15 protein-coding genes, 15 tRNA genes and 1 rRNA gene (1 of these 31 cut by a window edge) are annotated in these 15,509 nt (G+C 48.1%); 2 read left to right on the top strand and 29 right to left on the bottom strand.

The annotated features are described in order from the left end of the window. Positions 1-5: 5 nt before the first annotated feature. On the top strand, positions 6-692 hold the full coding sequence (locus tag EL268_RS09690) for a hypothetical protein (protein WP_106653765.1): 687 nt from the start codon (positions 6-8) through the stop codon (positions 690-692). Positions 693-761: 69 nt separating this feature from the next. On the opposite strand, the gene ytfJ is transcribed toward EL268_RS09690, so the two are convergent. The 13 genes from ytfJ to EL268_RS09625 all read right to left on the bottom strand — a co-directional run bounded on the left by ytfJ (position 762) and on the right by EL268_RS09625 (position 9,876). After that, positions 762-1,244, bottom strand: a complete 483-nt coding sequence (ytfJ, locus tag EL268_RS09685) for a GerW family sporulation protein (RefSeq protein WP_106653766.1) — start codon at positions 1,242-1,244, stop codon at positions 762-764. 108 nt (positions 1,245-1,352) lie between these two features. After that, positions 1,353-2,012 (bottom strand): DUF2953 domain-containing protein, encoded by a 660-nt coding sequence (locus EL268_RS09680; protein ID WP_106653767.1) that lies wholly within the window; start codon positions 2,010-2,012, stop codon positions 1,353-1,355. A gap of 66 nt (positions 2,013-2,078) precedes the next feature. Continuing rightward, the gene (locus tag EL268_RS09675; protein ID WP_232030370.1) at positions 2,079-3,050 is read right to left on the bottom strand and encodes an S-layer homology domain-containing protein; all 972 of its coding nucleotides are present in this window, start codon (positions 3,048-3,050) and stop codon (positions 2,079-2,081) included. 146 nt (positions 3,051-3,196) lie between these two features. Further along, positions 3,197-3,844: a spore cortex-lytic enzyme gene (gene sleB, locus EL268_RS09670; RefSeq protein WP_106653769.1), complete on the bottom strand. Its 648-nt coding sequence runs from the start codon at positions 3,842-3,844 to the stop codon at positions 3,197-3,199. A 94-nt stretch (positions 3,845-3,938) separates the two neighbouring features. After that, the gene (gene spoVAE, locus EL268_RS09665; RefSeq protein ID WP_047068574.1) at positions 3,939-4,289 is read right to left on the bottom strand and encodes a stage V sporulation protein AE; all 351 of its coding nucleotides are present in this window, start codon (positions 4,287-4,289) and stop codon (positions 3,939-3,941) included. 16 nt (positions 4,290-4,305) lie between these two features. After that, entirely contained in the window at positions 4,306-5,310 is a 1,005-nt protein-coding gene (spoVAD, locus tag EL268_RS09660; RefSeq protein ID WP_106653770.1) for a stage V sporulation protein AD, read from the bottom strand. Between the two features lie 3 nt (positions 5,311-5,313). Beyond that, entirely contained in the window at positions 5,314-5,787 is a 474-nt protein-coding gene (gene spoVAC, locus EL268_RS09655) for a stage V sporulation protein AC (RefSeq protein WP_088908679.1), read from the bottom strand. Positions 5,788-5,802: 15 nt separating this feature from the next. Further along, on the bottom strand, positions 5,803-6,663 hold the full coding sequence (locus tag EL268_RS09650; RefSeq protein WP_106653771.1) for a DUF421 domain-containing protein: 861 nt from the start codon (positions 6,661-6,663) through the stop codon (positions 5,803-5,805). An 82-nt stretch (positions 6,664-6,745) separates the two neighbouring features. After that, positions 6,746-6,952 (bottom strand): DUF1657 domain-containing protein, encoded by a 207-nt coding sequence (locus tag EL268_RS09645; protein ID WP_007717150.1) that lies wholly within the window; start codon positions 6,950-6,952, stop codon positions 6,746-6,748. Positions 6,953-7,103: 151 nt separating this feature from the next. Beyond that, positions 7,104-7,310 (bottom strand): alpha/beta-type small acid-soluble spore protein, encoded by a 207-nt coding sequence (locus tag EL268_RS09640; protein WP_106653772.1) that lies wholly within the window; start codon positions 7,308-7,310, stop codon positions 7,104-7,106. Positions 7,311-7,389: 79 nt separating this feature from the next. Next, positions 7,390-8,520 (bottom strand): MGDG synthase family glycosyltransferase, encoded by a 1,131-nt coding sequence (locus tag EL268_RS09635; protein ID WP_106653773.1) that lies wholly within the window; start codon positions 8,518-8,520, stop codon positions 7,390-7,392. Next, positions 8,520-9,104 (bottom strand): YkoP family protein, encoded by a 585-nt coding sequence (locus EL268_RS09630; RefSeq protein WP_106653774.1) that lies wholly within the window; start codon positions 9,102-9,104, stop codon positions 8,520-8,522. Before EL268_RS09630 ends, EL268_RS09635 begins: the two co-directional genes overlap by 1 nt. Positions 9,105-9,225: 121 nt before the next feature. Further along, positions 9,226-9,876, bottom strand: coding sequence for a TerC family protein (locus tag EL268_RS09625; RefSeq protein WP_106653775.1), 651 nt, complete (start codon positions 9,874-9,876; stop codon positions 9,226-9,228). Between the two features lie 213 nt (positions 9,877-10,089). Here EL268_RS09625 and EL268_RS09620 point away from each other — a divergent pair, with 213 nt between their 5' ends. Then, positions 10,090-11,256 (top strand): sensor histidine kinase, encoded by a 1,167-nt coding sequence (locus tag EL268_RS09620; RefSeq protein WP_106653776.1) that lies wholly within the window; start codon positions 10,090-10,092, stop codon positions 11,254-11,256. Positions 11,257-11,548: 292 nt separating this feature from the next. Here EL268_RS09620 and EL268_RS09615 read toward each other — a convergent pair. From EL268_RS09615 to EL268_RS09540, 16 genes are all read right to left on the bottom strand, one after another. Further along, positions 11,549-11,622: transfer RNA gene (locus tag EL268_RS09615), tRNA-Gly, on the bottom strand. 14 nt (positions 11,623-11,636) lie between these two features. After that, positions 11,637-11,724, bottom strand: a tRNA-Leu gene (locus tag EL268_RS09610). A gap of 25 nt (positions 11,725-11,749) precedes the next feature. Further along, positions 11,750-11,826, bottom strand: a tRNA-Pro gene (locus tag EL268_RS09605). Between the two features lie 34 nt (positions 11,827-11,860). Continuing rightward, positions 11,861-11,934, bottom strand: a tRNA-Arg gene (locus EL268_RS09600). Between the two features lie 6 nt (positions 11,935-11,940). Further along, positions 11,941-12,016: transfer RNA gene (locus EL268_RS09595), tRNA-Gly, on the bottom strand. 19 nt (positions 12,017-12,035) lie between these two features. Further along, positions 12,036-12,122 (bottom strand) — tRNA-Leu (locus EL268_RS09590). A 65-nt stretch (positions 12,123-12,187) separates the two neighbouring features. Next, positions 12,188-12,263 (bottom strand) — tRNA-Lys (locus tag EL268_RS09585). Between the two features lie 8 nt (positions 12,264-12,271). Then, positions 12,272-12,356: transfer RNA gene (locus EL268_RS09580), tRNA-Tyr, on the bottom strand. A gap of 7 nt (positions 12,357-12,363) precedes the next feature. After that, positions 12,364-12,439, bottom strand: a tRNA-Thr gene (locus tag EL268_RS09575). Between the two features lie 100 nt (positions 12,440-12,539). After that, a tRNA-Asp gene (locus tag EL268_RS09570) sits at positions 12,540-12,616 on the bottom strand. Between the two features lie 77 nt (positions 12,617-12,693). Further along, a tRNA-Met gene (locus EL268_RS09565) sits at positions 12,694-12,770 on the bottom strand. A 78-nt stretch (positions 12,771-12,848) separates the two neighbouring features. Then, positions 12,849-12,924: transfer RNA gene (locus EL268_RS09560), tRNA-Val, on the bottom strand. 33 nt (positions 12,925-12,957) lie between these two features. Further along, a tRNA-Glu gene (locus EL268_RS09555) sits at positions 12,958-13,031 on the bottom strand. Between the two features lie 19 nt (positions 13,032-13,050). Then, positions 13,051-13,126 (bottom strand) — tRNA-Thr (locus tag EL268_RS09550). Positions 13,127-13,132: 6 nt separating this feature from the next. Then, positions 13,133-13,208: transfer RNA gene (locus EL268_RS09545), tRNA-Asn, on the bottom strand. A gap of 51 nt (positions 13,209-13,259) precedes the next feature. Then, positions 13,260-15,509: ribosomal RNA gene (locus EL268_RS09540) — 23S ribosomal RNA — on the bottom strand; it runs 679 nt beyond the window's last position.

The following is a 15,509-nucleotide window of genomic DNA, read 5'->3' as shown; positions in this document are numbered from 1 at the left end:
CCGACATGAAAACGAATCGAGTCAGCCATGTTCCATTTACGCAGCGGGTAGGCCGCTATCATTCCCACATGCTTCAGGCAAAATTAAGCACGCCAGTCAATCCGGTCTTTCGTTATAATTTGCAGCCGTTCTACACTCGTCAGCAGCAATGGACAACGGAGCTTTCCGATTCCTTATCGCGTCTGTACCGCTTTTCCTCAGATTTGGAGAAGAGTGCTCGGGAATTTATTGACGCGGGGAAAGACAACGAGGCTGGACCTGACATGGAGCGATTACATGAGCGAACACACTCATTAGTAAGTAAATACAATCGCCTGCAGCTATTTCTTGCAGAAAAAGCAGATACCTTGACGACGCAAAAGCTGGATGCATTCGCTCAAGTGGCTAAAGACGCAGAGGAAAAACTCCAAACGTTTGGACTCAAGCTGTTACCAGATGGACAACTGGAAATGGACGATGAGAAATGGTTGGAAGCCGTACAGACCCGCTATGTGGACTATACAAATACAATGGAAAGTGTAGCCCAAGCATTCAGAGCAGGTACTTTGGAATTGCAAAGCAAACCCCTTGGCTCCTTTTCACGTTACTATGAGGAAGCGATGGCTCTCCATCCTTATATCGCCTCCTCCAGCTCGAGCCTTCATTATCAGCATGTTGCGAAAACAGGCTTGTATGTAAACGAACGCTGGTAATGCCATATACCTTCTACCAAAAAAACAGGTATGCCCCTTTTATGGAGGCATACCTGTTTTGTGCTTTCCTTATTTTCGATCCATAAGGTCTTCCAAATCTTGTTCTTCTGCTCTGGCGATAATCGTATTGGAGTAAACAGGAGTTTCATCCGATTTGGTAAACATCCCTTGAACTTTATCCACGATTTGCGGAACAGAATCCAAAATCCGGTCGTAGAGATGGGTCGTATTTTCAAGGGGAATCGAACGAATTCCTTGTTTGCCAACGACCAAAAAAGCTACAGGTGTGATGGAGACACCGCCACCACTCCCCCCGCCAAACGGGTGACCAGTATGTTCATGCTGCTGATGGTGTTGGTGCCCATTATGATGGTGATCGTATTGGAACTCACTACCCCCGGCCGCGAAACCGAATCCTACCTTGGAGATTGGAAGAATGACACTACCGTCAGGTGTCTCAACAGGATCACCAATGATTGTATTCACGTCCACCATTTGCTTGAGATTTTCCATTGCTGTTCTCATGAGTCCTTGAATTGGGTGGTCTGCCATATTTGTCGCTCCTCCTTCCTGTCTGTGTCATGTTTTATCATTCCCCCAACAAATCCAGAGCATGTACCTTGCATGAGGGAATAAATATTCATACTCCCACATTTGTGTTTAGGCACGCGTAGGCGCAGCTTGCCATTTTCGCTGCTTGCTTTTTCGAACCCGCAGAAATACTTTTAGCCCAGAAAAAAGGAAATGACCCAAATAAAAATGCAGCACAAAATGCACTTTGGTATGTAAAAGTGGCTGGTTCCAAACAGGCTGTACACTCATCGCTGGCATGGCACGCAATGAAATGGCGTTTGACATTACGCCGACAATCATGCTTTTTACTCCCCATATTAAGCCTGTCAAAGCACCTGTTTCTGCTGCCTGTCCTGTGCCCAGCACTGTATGCCATTCGAAATGCGTACAGCGAATTCGTCTAAACAACTCCTTTACCAACGGCATCAAATCGCGCACTCTTTCCAGCAACTCACGATAATTTTGATACCATTTCTTTACTTGCCTCCGCGTAAAATCTTTGACCCTCTCCCGAACCTTTCTTCCTTGCTGGATCGTTTCCTCTTTCGCTACCAGCTCTGGTCCTGCTTCTGTCAATTTCAAGAGGAGAACGGGAATATCGTATTTCCTTCGAATAACGCCCCAAGCTGTAATCGTTATCTCCAAATGATCATTATTGCCCTCGCGACTGTAAAAGCACGTCACCTGTATTGGTGTTATGATTACCAAAATAAATAGAAAAAGCAATCCAACGAACACCCAAACCATAAAAAAAATCCCACCCTTTCCACGTTAGTATGAGTGGAAAGAGCAGGAAATATGTTCAGCATTTTATTAATCAAGCACGTATACTTTGACGCCTTTTTGCAAGCCGTGATTTTCGGCTTCATTCACCGTCGGGAGATACAAATCCACATGGCGTTGCTTTACCGCACCACCGATATCAGCTGCCACTGCATAGCCGTAGCCATCAATATACAAGTGTGTACCCAGCGGGATGACATTTGGATCAACCGCTACAACCCCTTCGCGCAGTGGATACTCCAGATACGACAGAATCTTGTCGTTCGTGTAGCTGTAAGCAGTCGTCTGTACCGTTAATTCCTGGCGAAAAGGTGTACCGTTTCCGAGGGCTTTTGTCGTTCTCGGCTTATCCGGAAGCAAGTGAAGGGCCGCGTATGTAGCTGCTTCCGCTCTCGTCATATACTTGTTCGGCTTTATTGTACCGTCCTCATAGGCACTCATTAACCCGTTTTGCATGGCGTAAACGAGTGGGCGTTGCTCATTCTCTTTCACGCTGTTCCCATCCGGGTATTGGTTCAAAGTCTGGATCGTCGTAGACCACTTCAGGTTATTGACTGCTCCGCTGTCACCCATCGTTCTTACCAGAATTGAGGCGAGCTCTGCTCTTTTTACTGGCGCATCCGGATGTAAGTACAGGCGATTCCCCTGCTTTTGCCCATGGACAATTCCTAGTCGATAGGCCGTCTCTGCATAGGACGACAGCCAGCTGTTTGCAGGTACGTCCGCAAAGGATGATTGCTTGTTGCCAAGAGGGTCAATTCCTTTTGCATTTACAAACATCGTAAGCAGTTCACCCAATGTCACGTTGTCATCCGGTCGAAAATATTCGTTTTGACCAATTACGTCGGCTATGTAAAGTTGATTGATTTCTTGTTCTGCCCAATGGCCGCTAATGTCTGCATAAGGTGTTTCGTTCTTGTGAGTTGTTTCTGCCTCGACAACTGGTGTGCCTATAAGCAAAAAGGCTGCCAGCGAGGCAAGGATCATCCGTTTCTTCATCATCAACCTCCATGGGGAAATTTGCGAATCCTTTCGTATCATTTTATCGAACTATTTTGCAAAAACAATGAACAATAGTTTCCAGTCAAAAGGAAAGCCCTCGAACAGTATCCTGACGAATACTGTTTTAAGGGCTAATTGGACAATGATTACTTGGCAAAAATGTGTTTGCCGATCTTTTTCACTTGTGGGCGAGACCAAATCCACTTGGAAGTTGCCGTAACAGGGTTAAAGTAGTAAAGAGAATTGTTTGTCGGGTCCCATCCTCGTACGGCATCCCAAGCTGCCTGGTAAGCCGTCTTGTTAGGAGTCATCCAGAATTGTCCATCATCTACAGCGGTAAACGCTAATGGCTCAAAGATGACACCCGCAAGTGTATTGGGAAATTTTTTGGACTGGATACGGTTCAACGCGACCGCAGCCACAGCTACTTGGCCCTCATAAGGTTCTCCGCGAGCTTCGGAATAGACGAGCTGCGCCAGCATCTGCATTTCCGCTTTGTTTACCGACACTTTCTTTAGAACGCGCCATGTATTTGGACCAGTGATACCGTCAATGCGAAGTCCGTATGCTTTTTGAAACTGTCTGACGGCCTTTGCTGTATTTGCTCCGTAAATGCCATCCATTTTGCCGTTGTAGTAACCCAGCATCTGCAAACGATACTGCAAATCCCATACATCCCCGTTCACACTACCGGGTTGAATCTGTGTAGCTGCCAGGGAGTCAGCCGGGAAAATAAACGCTACAGCCATAAAGGCAGCAAGCAAGGTTGTTACTGCTTTCTTGCTCCACCACATAAATTGTTCCCTCCTTTACCCAACCCATTCTACAAGTTGGCGAAAGTAGGTTCAATTCAAGTATTTTGGCACAAGTAGTAACATGTACCTGCCATTATCCTTTTGGTCGGAACAAGACGGCCGTGATAAATCCAAAGACGATGGCAGCCGAAATCCCTGCACTTGTCACTTCAAAAATGCCGGTAATAATGCCAATGACTCCATGCTGCTCGGCCTCCGCCATCGCCCCGTGCACCAATGCATTTCCAAAGCTCGTGATAGGTACTGTCGCTCCTGCTCCGGCAAAATTAACCAGTGGCTCGTATAGACCGAGTCCATCTAGCACTGCTCCAGTGACAACAAGAGAGGACATCGTATGGGCAGGTGTGAGCTTGACTACATCCATGAGAAATTGACCAATTAAACAAATCGTTCCTCCTACGAGAAACGCCCACAAAAACATCATGGTATCACTCTCCAAGTTACTCCGACTCAACAGCCACGGCATGGGCGATGCAAGGAATGCTTTCTCCCTGCTGGAAGGTCAACGGGGATAAAAGGGCTCCCGTGGCAATCAGCAAGATTCGCTTCCATTCTCCTTGCTTCATCCGCCGAAGTAGATGCCCGTATGTCACTGTAGCAATACAGCCACATCCGCTACCACCCGACCACACATTTGGATTTTCTCCATAAATGAGTTTCCCGCAATCGATGTAACGCTCTAATGGAATTTGCATGTGATGCTTGGGCAGCAGATCAGATAAAATAGCATGGCCCGTTCGTCCTAAATCGCCTGTTACAATCAAATCGTAATGGTCGTGAGGGAGCTGAAAGTCACGGAAATGCGACTCAATCGTGGATAATGCAGCTGGCGCCATCGCTGCTCCCATATTGAATGGGTCTGTCAATCCCATATCGACGACATGCCCGATGGTTGCTCCCGTAATCCGTAATCCCTTACCCTGACTGGCTACAACAGCAGCCCCTGCTCCCGTCACTGTCCATTGTGCCGTTGGTGGCTTCTGTGAACCGTACTCCGTTGGATAACGATATTGCTTTTCCGCAGCCCCATTGTGACTGGAGGTAGCAGCCAAGACGTATTCAGCAGCTTGACTATTCACCATGAGAGCAGCCAAGGCAAGGCCTTCCATCGCTGTTGAGCACGCTCCGAAAATCCCCAGAAACGGAATTGAAAGTGTCCGGGCCGAAAAGCTGGCAGATATGATCTGGTTCATTAAATCCCCGGCAAGCATAAAGTTTATTTGCTCTTTCGTGAGCCCCGCTTTCTCCACCGCTTTCGAGCACGCTTCTTCCAGCAGGACTTTCTCCGCCTTTTCCCAGCTGTCTTGTCCGAGATTCAAGTCTCCGTGCAAGATATCAAAGTCTTCGGCTAACGGTCCCTTAGCCTCAAAAGGCCCACCAATCGCAGCGTGCCCGAGAATGACAGGTTTTAAAGGAAAGACCCAAGACTGATGACCTTGGCGCATCCGTCAGCCTCCCATCGTAAACAAGGTTTTGATCAAGCCAACGACGAATGCCGCCGCCACTCCAAACACAATCACTGACCCCGCGAGCTTGAACATGTTACCGCCGACCCCCAGCACAAATCCTTCGCTGCGATGCTCGATGGCCGCAGATGCAATCGAGTTGGCAAAGCCCGTAACCGGCACACTCGTACCTGCCCCAGCCCATTGGGCAATCCGGTCATATAGTCCTAGACCGGTCAAAAGAGCAGAAAGAATGATCAAGACAGCTACTGTAGGATTCCCAGCGGTTTTCTCCGTAAAATCGAAGTAGTGAATGAACATTTCTTGTATCCCTTGTCCGATCATACAAATGCCGCCACCCACTAAAAATGCCCGGGTAAAATTACGCAAAAGCGGTCTCGGAGGCTCGTGCGTCTTTGCCAATTGCTGATACTCTTGCTGGACGGGAGTCAGCTTTTTCTTTTTTTGATCTGCCATGTCACCCACTCCTTTTTACCGTATCATGAACGGTTTTACTTGATCGATAATCTGTTGTAGCTGTTCCGAATCAGTTTGGTAGGTACGTTTCATTTGTTCATTTTTTGTACTGAGTGCATAAAGCTCCAGATCCGCCTGACATTTTTTCAATGTAGCAAAAGCCAGCTTCATTGCTTGAGCCCCAGGAACCATCAGTTTATCGTCATAGAGGTCGAGATAGAGCTCTCCACCTTTGTCTACTTGCCCGAGGAAAACATTTTCCAGAGCCACTCCCGCTTTTTGCAGCTCCGTGCGAACCCATCTGCGATTCAGACCTGCTGTTGCCAGGGGCTCGTCCATGATCACCCCATCCAAAATGACTATTTGATTCTCTTCCGAAGGAGCCACTGTCAATTCAAGGTGTTTGGGTGTTACCGGCTGACTCTCTGATTTTAATAGGACACTGACTTCCCCGCTTGTTTCCATGAGTGCAAACTCTACGTCGGCTACTCGGAACACGTTTTTGACTCGCAAGTGCTCCATCAAGTCTTCTGCGGTCAAACGTTCCTTTTTCAGATTGTCTTCCAATATTTTGCCTTCCTTGATGAGAACCGTTGCTTTCCCTTCAAATAAGTCACGGAGAAACTTGCTTTTGAGTGAAAGCCACTCCATTAAAACAGGGAAGAGCGCAAAAACCCCCATGGCGATCAAACTATGATAGATCGGTCCATCCATTTCGGTTGCCATGAAGGCCGCAATCGAACCGATGCTGATGCCGACAATATATTCGATGTATGTAAGTTGCTTGATTTGCCTTTTCCCAATGATCTTCGTCAATAAAAATAAGTACGCAACTGCACCAACAGCACGTAACGTGATATTTATCCAGTCAGGCATAAGCCACCTCCATCACCTGAGGTGATTTTTATAGGTAGTAAAACCAAGAGAGAGGGAGTCCCTCTCCCTTTCCCAACACTTCCTAGAATCCCTTAAACTGTGGTTCTTCCTTTTCCAGCTCCGTTACACGCTGCTGGAGGTTATCTACGATGGATTGCGTTTGCTCTGCTGCTTGCGAATATAATTGCTTCGCTTTCTTGTTTTGCGTGCTCAGAGCAAACGTTTCAAAATCTGCTTGTGCGCCTTTCAAGCTGGCAAGCGTTTGTTTTACTTGTGCTCCTACTGTCATATCCACTCACCTCCTAACACATATAGAATCCGCCTCTAACCATTATTTAATGCGGTTGTCTGCCCCATTTTCACCTGCCAATAATTTCCTTTCCTTGGAAAAGTAAAAAGAGAGACACCATAGGTGCCTCCCCTTCATCCAGCTTATTAGATTAGCCACGTCCAGCCAGTTGTTGCTCAGCAAAGGAGACAAGACGTTTTGTAATCTCTCCTCCAACTGAACCGTTTTGACGGGAAGTGGTGTCTGGTCCGAGCTGAACACCGAATTCGGATGCGATTTCGTATTTCAGTTGGTCCAGAGCTTGGTTTGCTTGAGGAACCAGCAGGTTGTTACTGGATCGGTTGTTGTTGTTCGCCATTTGTATCACCTCCTCGTCGTTTGTAAGTTTAATATGTGTGAAGTTTTACTTGTTCATTCGTTCTTTTTTTCTTCCAATTTTAGTCTGTTAATTGGAGAAGAGTCTGGGCAATTCGATGAGCTGCTTCCGGTCGCCCCAGCTTGTCCAAACCTCCTGCAAACGCATCCCTTTTCTCAGGCTGACGCCATGACCTGATGATCTCTTTGATTTCTACCGGCGTTTCAGCCAAGATCGCCGCTTGTTGCTCGAGTAAAAAGGAACAATTATGCTTTTCTTGTCCGGGCAATGGGTGGAATAAAATGAGCGGTGTCTTAAGGGCAAGTGACTCCGCGCACGAAATACCACCTGGCTTCGTTATATAGGCGTCTGCTGCTCCAATCCACTGCCACATTTGCGGTTCAAACCCTTTCAATATAAAACGATGACAGGTGGCCTCCGTACCTAGCAAGTCCGCCAGTCGCCTGTACAGGCTTGCATTCTTCCCTGTTACGACTACGATCTGCAATGGTTGCTCTTCCAACAGCAACTCTCGTACGACCTGCTCCACTCCACCATAACCGCCTTCTCCCCCACCAATCAGCACGGTGAATTGATCTGGCACGAGTCCAAGCTGTTTTTTCAAAGCCGCTTTGTCGGTATGTAGCGCTGTAGTAAAAGCAGGACGAACTGGAATGCCATAAACATGGATTTTTTCCGGTGCAATCCCATAGCGCTCGATTAGAGTTTGCGCAATTTGCTCATGTGCTACCATGTACGCATCAATTTCAGGATGAACCCAAAACCGATTAATATGGAAGTCTGTGGGCACACAAACGAGCTGGAAAGGCTTGGACACCCTTCTCTTCGCTTCTGCCAATGCGGACAAGCAGTATGCATGCGTAGCGATGACGACATCTGGTTTCTCTTCTTGCAACAGTTGGTTGGTTAATCTTGGGGATAGCCACCATCCCAGGGCTTTGGTCAATACTCTGCCCAGCAATTCTTCCTGTTCATAGATGCGTTGCCATACTGGTTGACCGTAGCGCAACATATTGCGATAAAAAAAATGAGAGAGCACACGTAAGCTTGGACTGGCGGTTTTCAGCCCTCCCACCACTCGCGCCGATCGTGCCCCCTCCTTTTCCATTAAAGCTTCTTGCAAAGCTTCGGCAGCCATCCGATGGCCACTCCCTGCCCATTCCTCTGTCACTAACAGAAACCGCTTTGCCATTAGTAGGACTCTCCTAGAGGCTGCTTGCCCTCAGCATATCGATTGAGTAATAATTCCTTGGACATATAGACGCGCTTTAAGGGCATTTCATGATTCCATGATTGCAATCGTTGCTTTCCATTGGGATGCACGAATCTGAGCATGAGACGCAAGTACCATCGCTTGTATCGAAAAAACCAGGACATGGGTACATCAGAAATCGAGAATCCCAAAGGTTTTACCCCTTTATCTAGCATAGTAGTTCCCACTATCCCTTTTATTTGGTCTTTATTTTCCATGGAATTCAGGAACCTAGCTAGCTGCGGCAGTGACTGGAGGATATGTCTACGCAAGAGAAGTGCCACGCGCAGTTCATCCTTCACTTCTTTGCACAGGGTAGCAAAGTAATAATTGTGTATATGTAGCTTTAAGATCAAATCCCCTTCATGAATGATGTAATTATCAGTAGTAACGAGTGGCTCTCCCCGATAGCGTAAAACGACAACCCGAAATATATTTTTCCCTTTCTCAATATAGGTAAGTCTGGTGCAGCGCTGGTAGATCTCATCCCAGTATCCCCATAGCATCAAGAGGCTTGTATTCATTTCGAAATAGTTCCTTTCCCGCTATGTTTTCTTGCAGCTCGATGTGACCACTTACAGTCCGTTAAAACGGTCCTGATCTTTGTCGTAGTATGCCCCAGAATGTACGATCTTCATCACTTTTTCACGTCCTTTTCATCCGTCCCCAAAACATGACCACTACGGCAGCAAATACGGGCAGCCACATATGATTGAGAAGCAAAGGATTCACCCACTTCCAGACATACGGATCCTGAAGACACATATCAACTGCTGTAAAGGTAAGAATCCCTCCGCCAATGATGACCATACTGGGAAAACGGTTCATCATGCGGGCAATCCACACACTTCCCCACATTAATAATGGGATACTCATAGCTAACCCCAGCAAAACTAACCATAAATCGCCATGTGCTGCTCCACCAACTGCCAAAACATTGTCCAAACTCATGACAAAATCTGCTACTATGATGGTCCTGACTGCCTGACCAATTGTCTGATTATGCGATACGTCTGCGAGCTCTTCATTCTCACCCAGCATCAGCTTACACGCTATCCATAGCAATAATAATCCCCCGATTGCCTTTACAAGAGGAATATCCAACATCCAAGTAGTCATTCCCGTTAGCACAATTCGTAAAAGGATTGCACCCAATGTCCCATATAAAATTGCCCGTTTTCTCTCTTTTTGAGGGAGTCCGCGGCAAGCCATACCTATGACCACAGCATTGTCACTGCTTAATACCAGATCGATCATGAAGATGTGTACAAGACCCAGCCAAAAATACTCGCCCATCCCTGCCTCCCTGGTCCAATAAAGTTCGTCCATTCTACTTTATGCGACTGGAATCGGACTCATGATTGAATATTTTTCCGAAAAAAGGCGGTTTTCAGCGGATTTTGTAGATAAAAACTTCCGAAAAAAATACATTTTATTGCGAAATCAGGCTAATTATACCTTGTCTAAATTAGGCATTTTCCCTTACGATTTTAGTGGGGTGGATAAGAGATGGTGGAGACTGTGACGCTAAACCTTTATGATGTTTCAAAGAAGATTTTAGACTTAACACCAAGTATCACCACAATATGGCTGCAAGAAATTGTTCGCAGCATGGAAATTCCTGTAACCATTCCTCGCGATTTTGCAGAAAAACGAACAGTGCTCTTGGCTCGCTATCTGGTTGAGGATGTAGATCATGACATGCAGACTTGGGCATTGGATATGGGAGAGTGGCTTCGTTCTCAGGAATTCCCCTTCTCCTCCATTTTGCGCACATACCAATTGTACCGGAATGTATTCTGGCGGGTTCTCCAACCGGAATTACAGAGATGGTCCCTCTCCTCACAAGAAATGCACTATTTGGAAAGCCAACTGGGCAAGGCCATGGATGAAAGTGTTTTCTGGGCTGTTTATCATTTTGAACAAATGATGAATAAAGAGCTGGTCCAAAAGGAAGAAACGATCTCCTATTTGCATAACGACAAACTGACCATGCTCGGAAAAATTGCTGCCAATATGGCTCATGAGCTGCGCAATCCGTTGTGTGCTATTGAAGGGTTCCTGAAGCTGATCGGCGAGTCTACACAGGAACAGGCCCAGCTTCAGACTTATATCCAAGTCGTCATGCATGAATTTGAGAATTTACATCGGCAACTGACCGGATTCCTCAGCTTTTCCAAAAAACCAATTCTCGATGAAATTTTTAAAACCGTTCAAGTAGAAGAACTGCTTGAAGAAGTAGAAATGCTGATTACGCCTCGCCTCGTGGGAGAAAACATACGTTTTGAAAAACAAATCCACCCCTGCTTACTCGCATGTTATGAAGAAGGCTTGAAGCAAGTTGTCGTTAATCTCTTAAACAATGCCATTGACGCCGTGCAAAATCGTACAGACAAGTATATTCATGTTATTTCCACTTCTTCAGATGGATGGCTCTATTTGAGTGTGGAAAACAACGGCGAAAGGATTCCACCCGAGATCGTGGAAAATCTTTTCCAGCCATTCTTTACGACTAAACAAAATGGGACGGGTATCGGTTTATCCATCTGCAAAAATATTATCGAAAAGCATCAAGGCACGATCCATTGTGATTCCAACGAAAAACGCACACGCTTTATCGTTTCTCTGCCGATTGCGAATGCCCAGGAGGTTGGTCCGCGAATGGAGGCTCTCTAGGGTCACCCTCTTTTGAATCACGCAAAAAAGCCCCCTGACAATGCAGGAGGCAAGGCAAGAGATCCGTTACCAATTTCATCGGTAAGCGATCTTAGTTTTACTGTACACGAAAACATATGTTTCTACCATAGAAAACGTCAGACAGCTTTCGACAAAAATTTATACCTGTATTGAACAAAGGCTTATCTATTCAACGTTTGGATAAGCCTTCATACTTTTGCCTCAAGTAAAAATAGGCCTGCTTTCCTAGACGCAAAAAAGCAGAGAACCTATTGGCTCTCTGCTTTATGTATGGAGCGGGTGATGGGAATCGAACCCACGCGACCAGCTTGGAAGGCTGGAGTTCTACCATTGAACTACACCCGCATCAAAATAGATGCTGGTGCCGAGGACCGGACTTGAACCGGTACGGGAGAAACTCCCGACAGATTTTAAGTCTGTTGCGTCTGCCCATTCCGCCACCCCGGCAAACCTGTAAAACGTGGGCAAATCATGGTCGGGAAGACAGGATTCGAACCTGCGACCCCTTGGTCCCAAGCCAAGTACTCTACCAAGCTGAGCTACTTCCCGACAATTTATCATCTTCACTTTTGTAGTAAAGAAGCGTGCCCTGAGAGATTCGAACTCCCGACCTTTTGATTCGTAGTCAAACGCTCTATCCAGCTGAGCTAAGGGCACATGTTATGGAGCGGACGAAGGGTCTCGAACCCTCGACCTTCGCCTTGGCAAGGCGACGCTCTACCAATTGAGCTACGTCCGCATTGTAAGAAGAAGTTGATTGGTGCGGTCGAGAGGACTTGAACCTCCACGGTGTTGCCACCACTAGAACCTGAATCTAGCGCGTCTGCCAATTCCGCCACGACCGCATTTTCCCATCCAAGTAGCCAGAGCTGTTGATAAGCTGACTTTCACTTTTCGGGTTTATAAAAACTGGTGAGCCATGAAGGACTCGAACCTTCGACCCTCTGATTAAAAGTCAGATGCTCTACCAACTGAGCTAATGGCTCATGAAAAATGGTGGGGAGAGACGGATTCGAACCGCCGAACCCGGAGGGAGCAGATTTACAGTCTGCCGTGTTTAGCCACTTCACTATCTCCCCAATTTCATGGTGCCGGCAATAGGACTTGAACCCACAACCCCCTGATTACAAGTCAGGTGCTCTACCAATTGAGCTATACCGGCATATCTTTAATTATGGCATATCTTTCATGAGAAATCAACGTTTTTTTATTCCGTTAAACCTTTTTCATGTTTATGAACTATGCCATCTCGTTAAGAAAGATGGCGGAGCTGACGGGACTCGAACCCGCGACCTCCGGTGTGACAGACCGGCGTGAACTCCAACTTCACCACAGCTCCATATTTGGTTGCACCCAATGGGCACTTCGATCCTACTTGATCACAATGATTACTCAACGTAGAGCAAGTAGAAAATTTGGTTGCGGGAGCAGGATTTGAACCTGCGACCTTCGGGTTATGAGCCCGACGAGCTACCGAGCTGCTCCATCCCGCGATAGTCAGGACGACTGAGTGTCAGTGTTGCCACAGGACGTGGCGCTTTTAGCTGACCTTCCTGGTCCATTAATATAAGTGGTGGAGGCTGACGGGATCGAACCGCCGACCCTCTGCTTGTAAGGCAGATGCTCTCCCAGCTGAGCTAAGCCTCCAAATCACCTACAAGATGTAGGGATTTTTCTAGGTGACCCGTAGGGGATTCGAACCCCTGTATGACAGCGTGAAAGGCTGCTGTGTTAAACCGCTTCACCAACGGGCCATTTTCATGAGATTACTTCTGGTGCTCCCGACAGGAATCGAACCTGCGACCTCTTCCTTACCATGGAAACGCTCTACCGACTGAGCTACAGGAGCAAAATATGGCTCCTCGGGACGGACTCGAACCGCCGACCGATCGGTTAACAGCCGATTGCTCTACCAACTGAGCTACCGAGGAACGTTGAAGGATTTATTCCTTCAAAACTGAATACGCATGATTGCTAAGTGTGTGGATAAGTCCTCGACCGATTAGTATTCGTCAGCTCCACGCGTTACCGCGCTTCCACACCGAACCTATCAACCTCATCGTCTATGAGGGGTCTTACCAGCTTGCGCTGTGGGAAGTCTCATCTTGGAGGGGGCTTCACGCTTAGATGCTTTCAGCGCTTATCCCGTCCGCACATAGCTACCCAGCTGTGCCACTGGCGTGACAACTGGTGCACCAGCGGTGCGTCCATCCCGGTCCTCTCGTACTAAGGACAGCTCTCCTCAAACTTCCTACGCCCGCGACAGATAGGGACCGAACTGTCTCACGACGTTCTGAACCCAGCTCGCGTACCGCTTTAATGGGCGAACAGCCCAACCCTTGGGACCTACTTCAGCCCCAGGATGCGATGAGCCGACATCGAGGTGCCAAACCTCCCCGTCGATGTGGACTCTTGGGGGAGATAAGCCTGTTATCCCCAGGGTAGCTTTTATCCGTTGAGCGATGGCCCTTCCATGCGGAACCACCGGATCACTAAGCCCGACTTTCGTCCCTGCTCGACTTGTAGGTCTCGCAGTCAAGCTCCCTTCTGCCTTTACACTCTACGAATGATTTCCGACCATTCTGAGGGAACCTTTGGGCGCCTCCGTTACCTTTTAGGAGGCGACCGCCCCAGTCAAACTGCCCACCTGGCATGGTCCTCTCGCCCGATAAGGGCGACGAGTTAGAAACTCCGTACATCAAGGGTGGTATCCCACCGACAGCTCCACAGAGGCTGGCGCCCCTGCTTCTCAGCTTCCCACCTATCCTGTACATGATGCACAAAGTTCCAATACCAGGCTACAGTAAAGCTCCATGGGGTCTTTCCGTCTTGTCGCGGGTAACCTGCATCTTCACAGGTATTATGATTTCACCGGGTCTCTTGCCGAGACAGCGCCCAAGTCGTTACGCCTTTCGTGCGGGTCGGAACTTACCCGACAAGGAATTTCGCTACCTTAGGACCGTTATAGTTACGGCCGCCGTTTACTGGGGCTTCGGTTCAAAGCTTCGCTTGCGCTAACTCATCCCCTTAACCTTCCAGCACCGGGCAGGCGTCAGCCCCTATACTTCGCCTTGCGGCTTCGCAGAGACCTGTGTTTTTGCTAAACAGTCGCTTGGGCCTTTTCACTGCGGCCCCCTCGGGCTATTAACCCTACCGAGGCGCCCCTTCTCCCGAAGTTACGGGGCCATTTTGCCGAGTTCCTTAGCAAGAGTTATCCCGCGCACCTTAGGATTCTCTCCTCGCCTACCTGTGTCGGTTTGCGGTACGGGCACCTTGTTCCTCGCTAGACGCTTTTCTTGGCAGTGTGAAATCAGGGACTTCGGTACTTAAATTTCCCTCGCCATCACAGCTCATGCTTGACGGTGTGCGGATTTGCCTACACACCACACTCACTGCTTGGACGGCCATCCAGTAGGCCGCTCACCCTATCCTCCTGCGTCACGCCATTGCTCAAGCGGAACAGAGGTGGTACAGGAATATCAACCTGTTGTCCATCGCCTACGCCTTTCGGCCTCAGCTTAGGTCCCGACTAACCCTGGGAGGACGAGCCTTCCCCAGGAAACCTTAGGCTTTCGGTGGACAAGATTCTCACTTGTCTTTTCGCTACTTACACCGGCATTCTCACTTCCAAGCGCTCCACCGCTCTTTCCAGTACGGCTTCACTGCTGCTTGGAACGCTCCCCTACCCAGTCCGTAAGGACTGCCATAGCTTCGGTGATACGTTTAGCCCCGTTACATTTTCCGCGCAGAGTCACTCGACCAGTGAGCTATTACGCACTCTTTAAATGGTGGCTGCTTCTAAGCCAACATCCTGGTTGTCTGGGCAACTCCACATCGTTTCCCACTTAACGTATACTTGGGGACCTTAGCTGATGGTCTGGGCTGTTTCCCTTTTGACGATGGATCTTAGCACTCACCGTCTGACTCCCGGACATAAGTCATTGGCATTCGGAGTTTGACTGAGTTCGGTAACCCGATGAGGGCCCCTAGCCCAATCAGTGCTCTACCTCCAAGACTCTAAATTCCGAGGCTAGCCCTAAAGCTATTTCGGGGAGAACCAGCTATCTCCGAGTTCGATTGGAATTTCACCGCTAGCCACACCTCATCCCCGCACTTTTCAACGTGCGTGGGTTCGGGCCTCCAGTAGGTGTTACCCTACCTTCACCCTGGACATGGCTAGATCACACGGTTTCGGGTCTACGGCAGCGTACTATCGCCCTATTCAGACTCGC

The sequence above is a fragment of the Brevibacillus brevis genome, assembly GCF_900637055.1.
In the GTDB taxonomy this organism is placed as follows: Bacteria; Bacillota; Bacilli; order Brevibacillales; family Brevibacillaceae; genus Brevibacillus; species Brevibacillus brevis.
The sequence above is the reverse complement of the archived record's forward strand: the minus strand, read 5'-3'. Positions and strand labels throughout refer to the sequence as shown.

What these genes read in the sequence shown, in the direction of transcription:
- EL268_RS09690 (WP_106653765.1), top strand. Translation starts at nt 6, where the DNA reads ATGAAAACGAATCGAGTCAGCCATGTTCCATTTACGCAGCGGGTAGGC.
- ytfJ (WP_106653766.1), bottom strand. Translation starts at nt 1,244, where the DNA reads ATGGCAGACCACCCAATTCAAGGACTCATGAGAACAGCAATGGAAAAT.
- EL268_RS09680 (WP_106653767.1), bottom strand. Translation starts at nt 2,012, where the DNA reads ATGGTTTGGGTGTTCGTTGGATTGCTTTTTCTATTTATTTTGGTAATC.
- EL268_RS09675 (WP_232030370.1), bottom strand. Translation starts at nt 3,050, where the DNA reads ATGATGAAGAAACGGATGATCCTTGCCTCGCTGGCAGCCTTTTTGCTT.
- sleB (WP_106653769.1), bottom strand. Translation starts at nt 3,844, where the DNA reads ATGTGGTGGAGCAAGAAAGCAGTAACAACCTTGCTTGCTGCCTTTATG.
- spoVAE (WP_047068574.1), bottom strand. Translation starts at nt 4,289, where the DNA reads ATGATGTTTTTGTGGGCGTTTCTCGTAGGAGGAACGATTTGTTTAATT.
- spoVAD (WP_106653770.1), bottom strand. Translation starts at nt 5,310, where the DNA reads ATGCGCCAAGGTCATCAGTCTTGGGTCTTTCCTTTAAAACCTGTCATT.
- spoVAC (WP_088908679.1), bottom strand. Translation starts at nt 5,787, where the DNA reads ATGGCAGATCAAAAAAAGAAAAAGCTGACTCCCGTCCAGCAAGAGTAT.
- EL268_RS09650 (WP_106653771.1), bottom strand. Translation starts at nt 6,663, where the DNA reads ATGCCTGACTGGATAAATATCACGTTACGTGCTGTTGGTGCAGTTGCG.
- EL268_RS09645 (WP_007717150.1), bottom strand. Translation starts at nt 6,952, where the DNA reads ATGACAGTAGGAGCACAAGTAAAACAAACGCTTGCCAGCTTGAAAGGC.
- EL268_RS09640 (WP_106653772.1), bottom strand. Translation starts at nt 7,310, where the DNA reads ATGGCGAACAACAACAACCGATCCAGTAACAACCTGCTGGTTCCTCAA.
- EL268_RS09635 (WP_106653773.1), bottom strand. Translation starts at nt 8,520, where the DNA reads ATGGCAAAGCGGTTTCTGTTAGTGACAGAGGAATGGGCAGGGAGTGGC.
- EL268_RS09630 (WP_106653774.1), bottom strand. Translation starts at nt 9,104, where the DNA reads ATGAATACAAGCCTCTTGATGCTATGGGGATACTGGGATGAGATCTAC.
- EL268_RS09625 (WP_106653775.1), bottom strand. Translation starts at nt 9,876, where the DNA reads ATGGGCGAGTATTTTTGGCTGGGTCTTGTACACATCTTCATGATCGAT.
- EL268_RS09620 (WP_106653776.1), top strand. Translation starts at nt 10,090, where the DNA reads ATGGTGGAGACTGTGACGCTAAACCTTTATGATGTTTCAAAGAAGATT.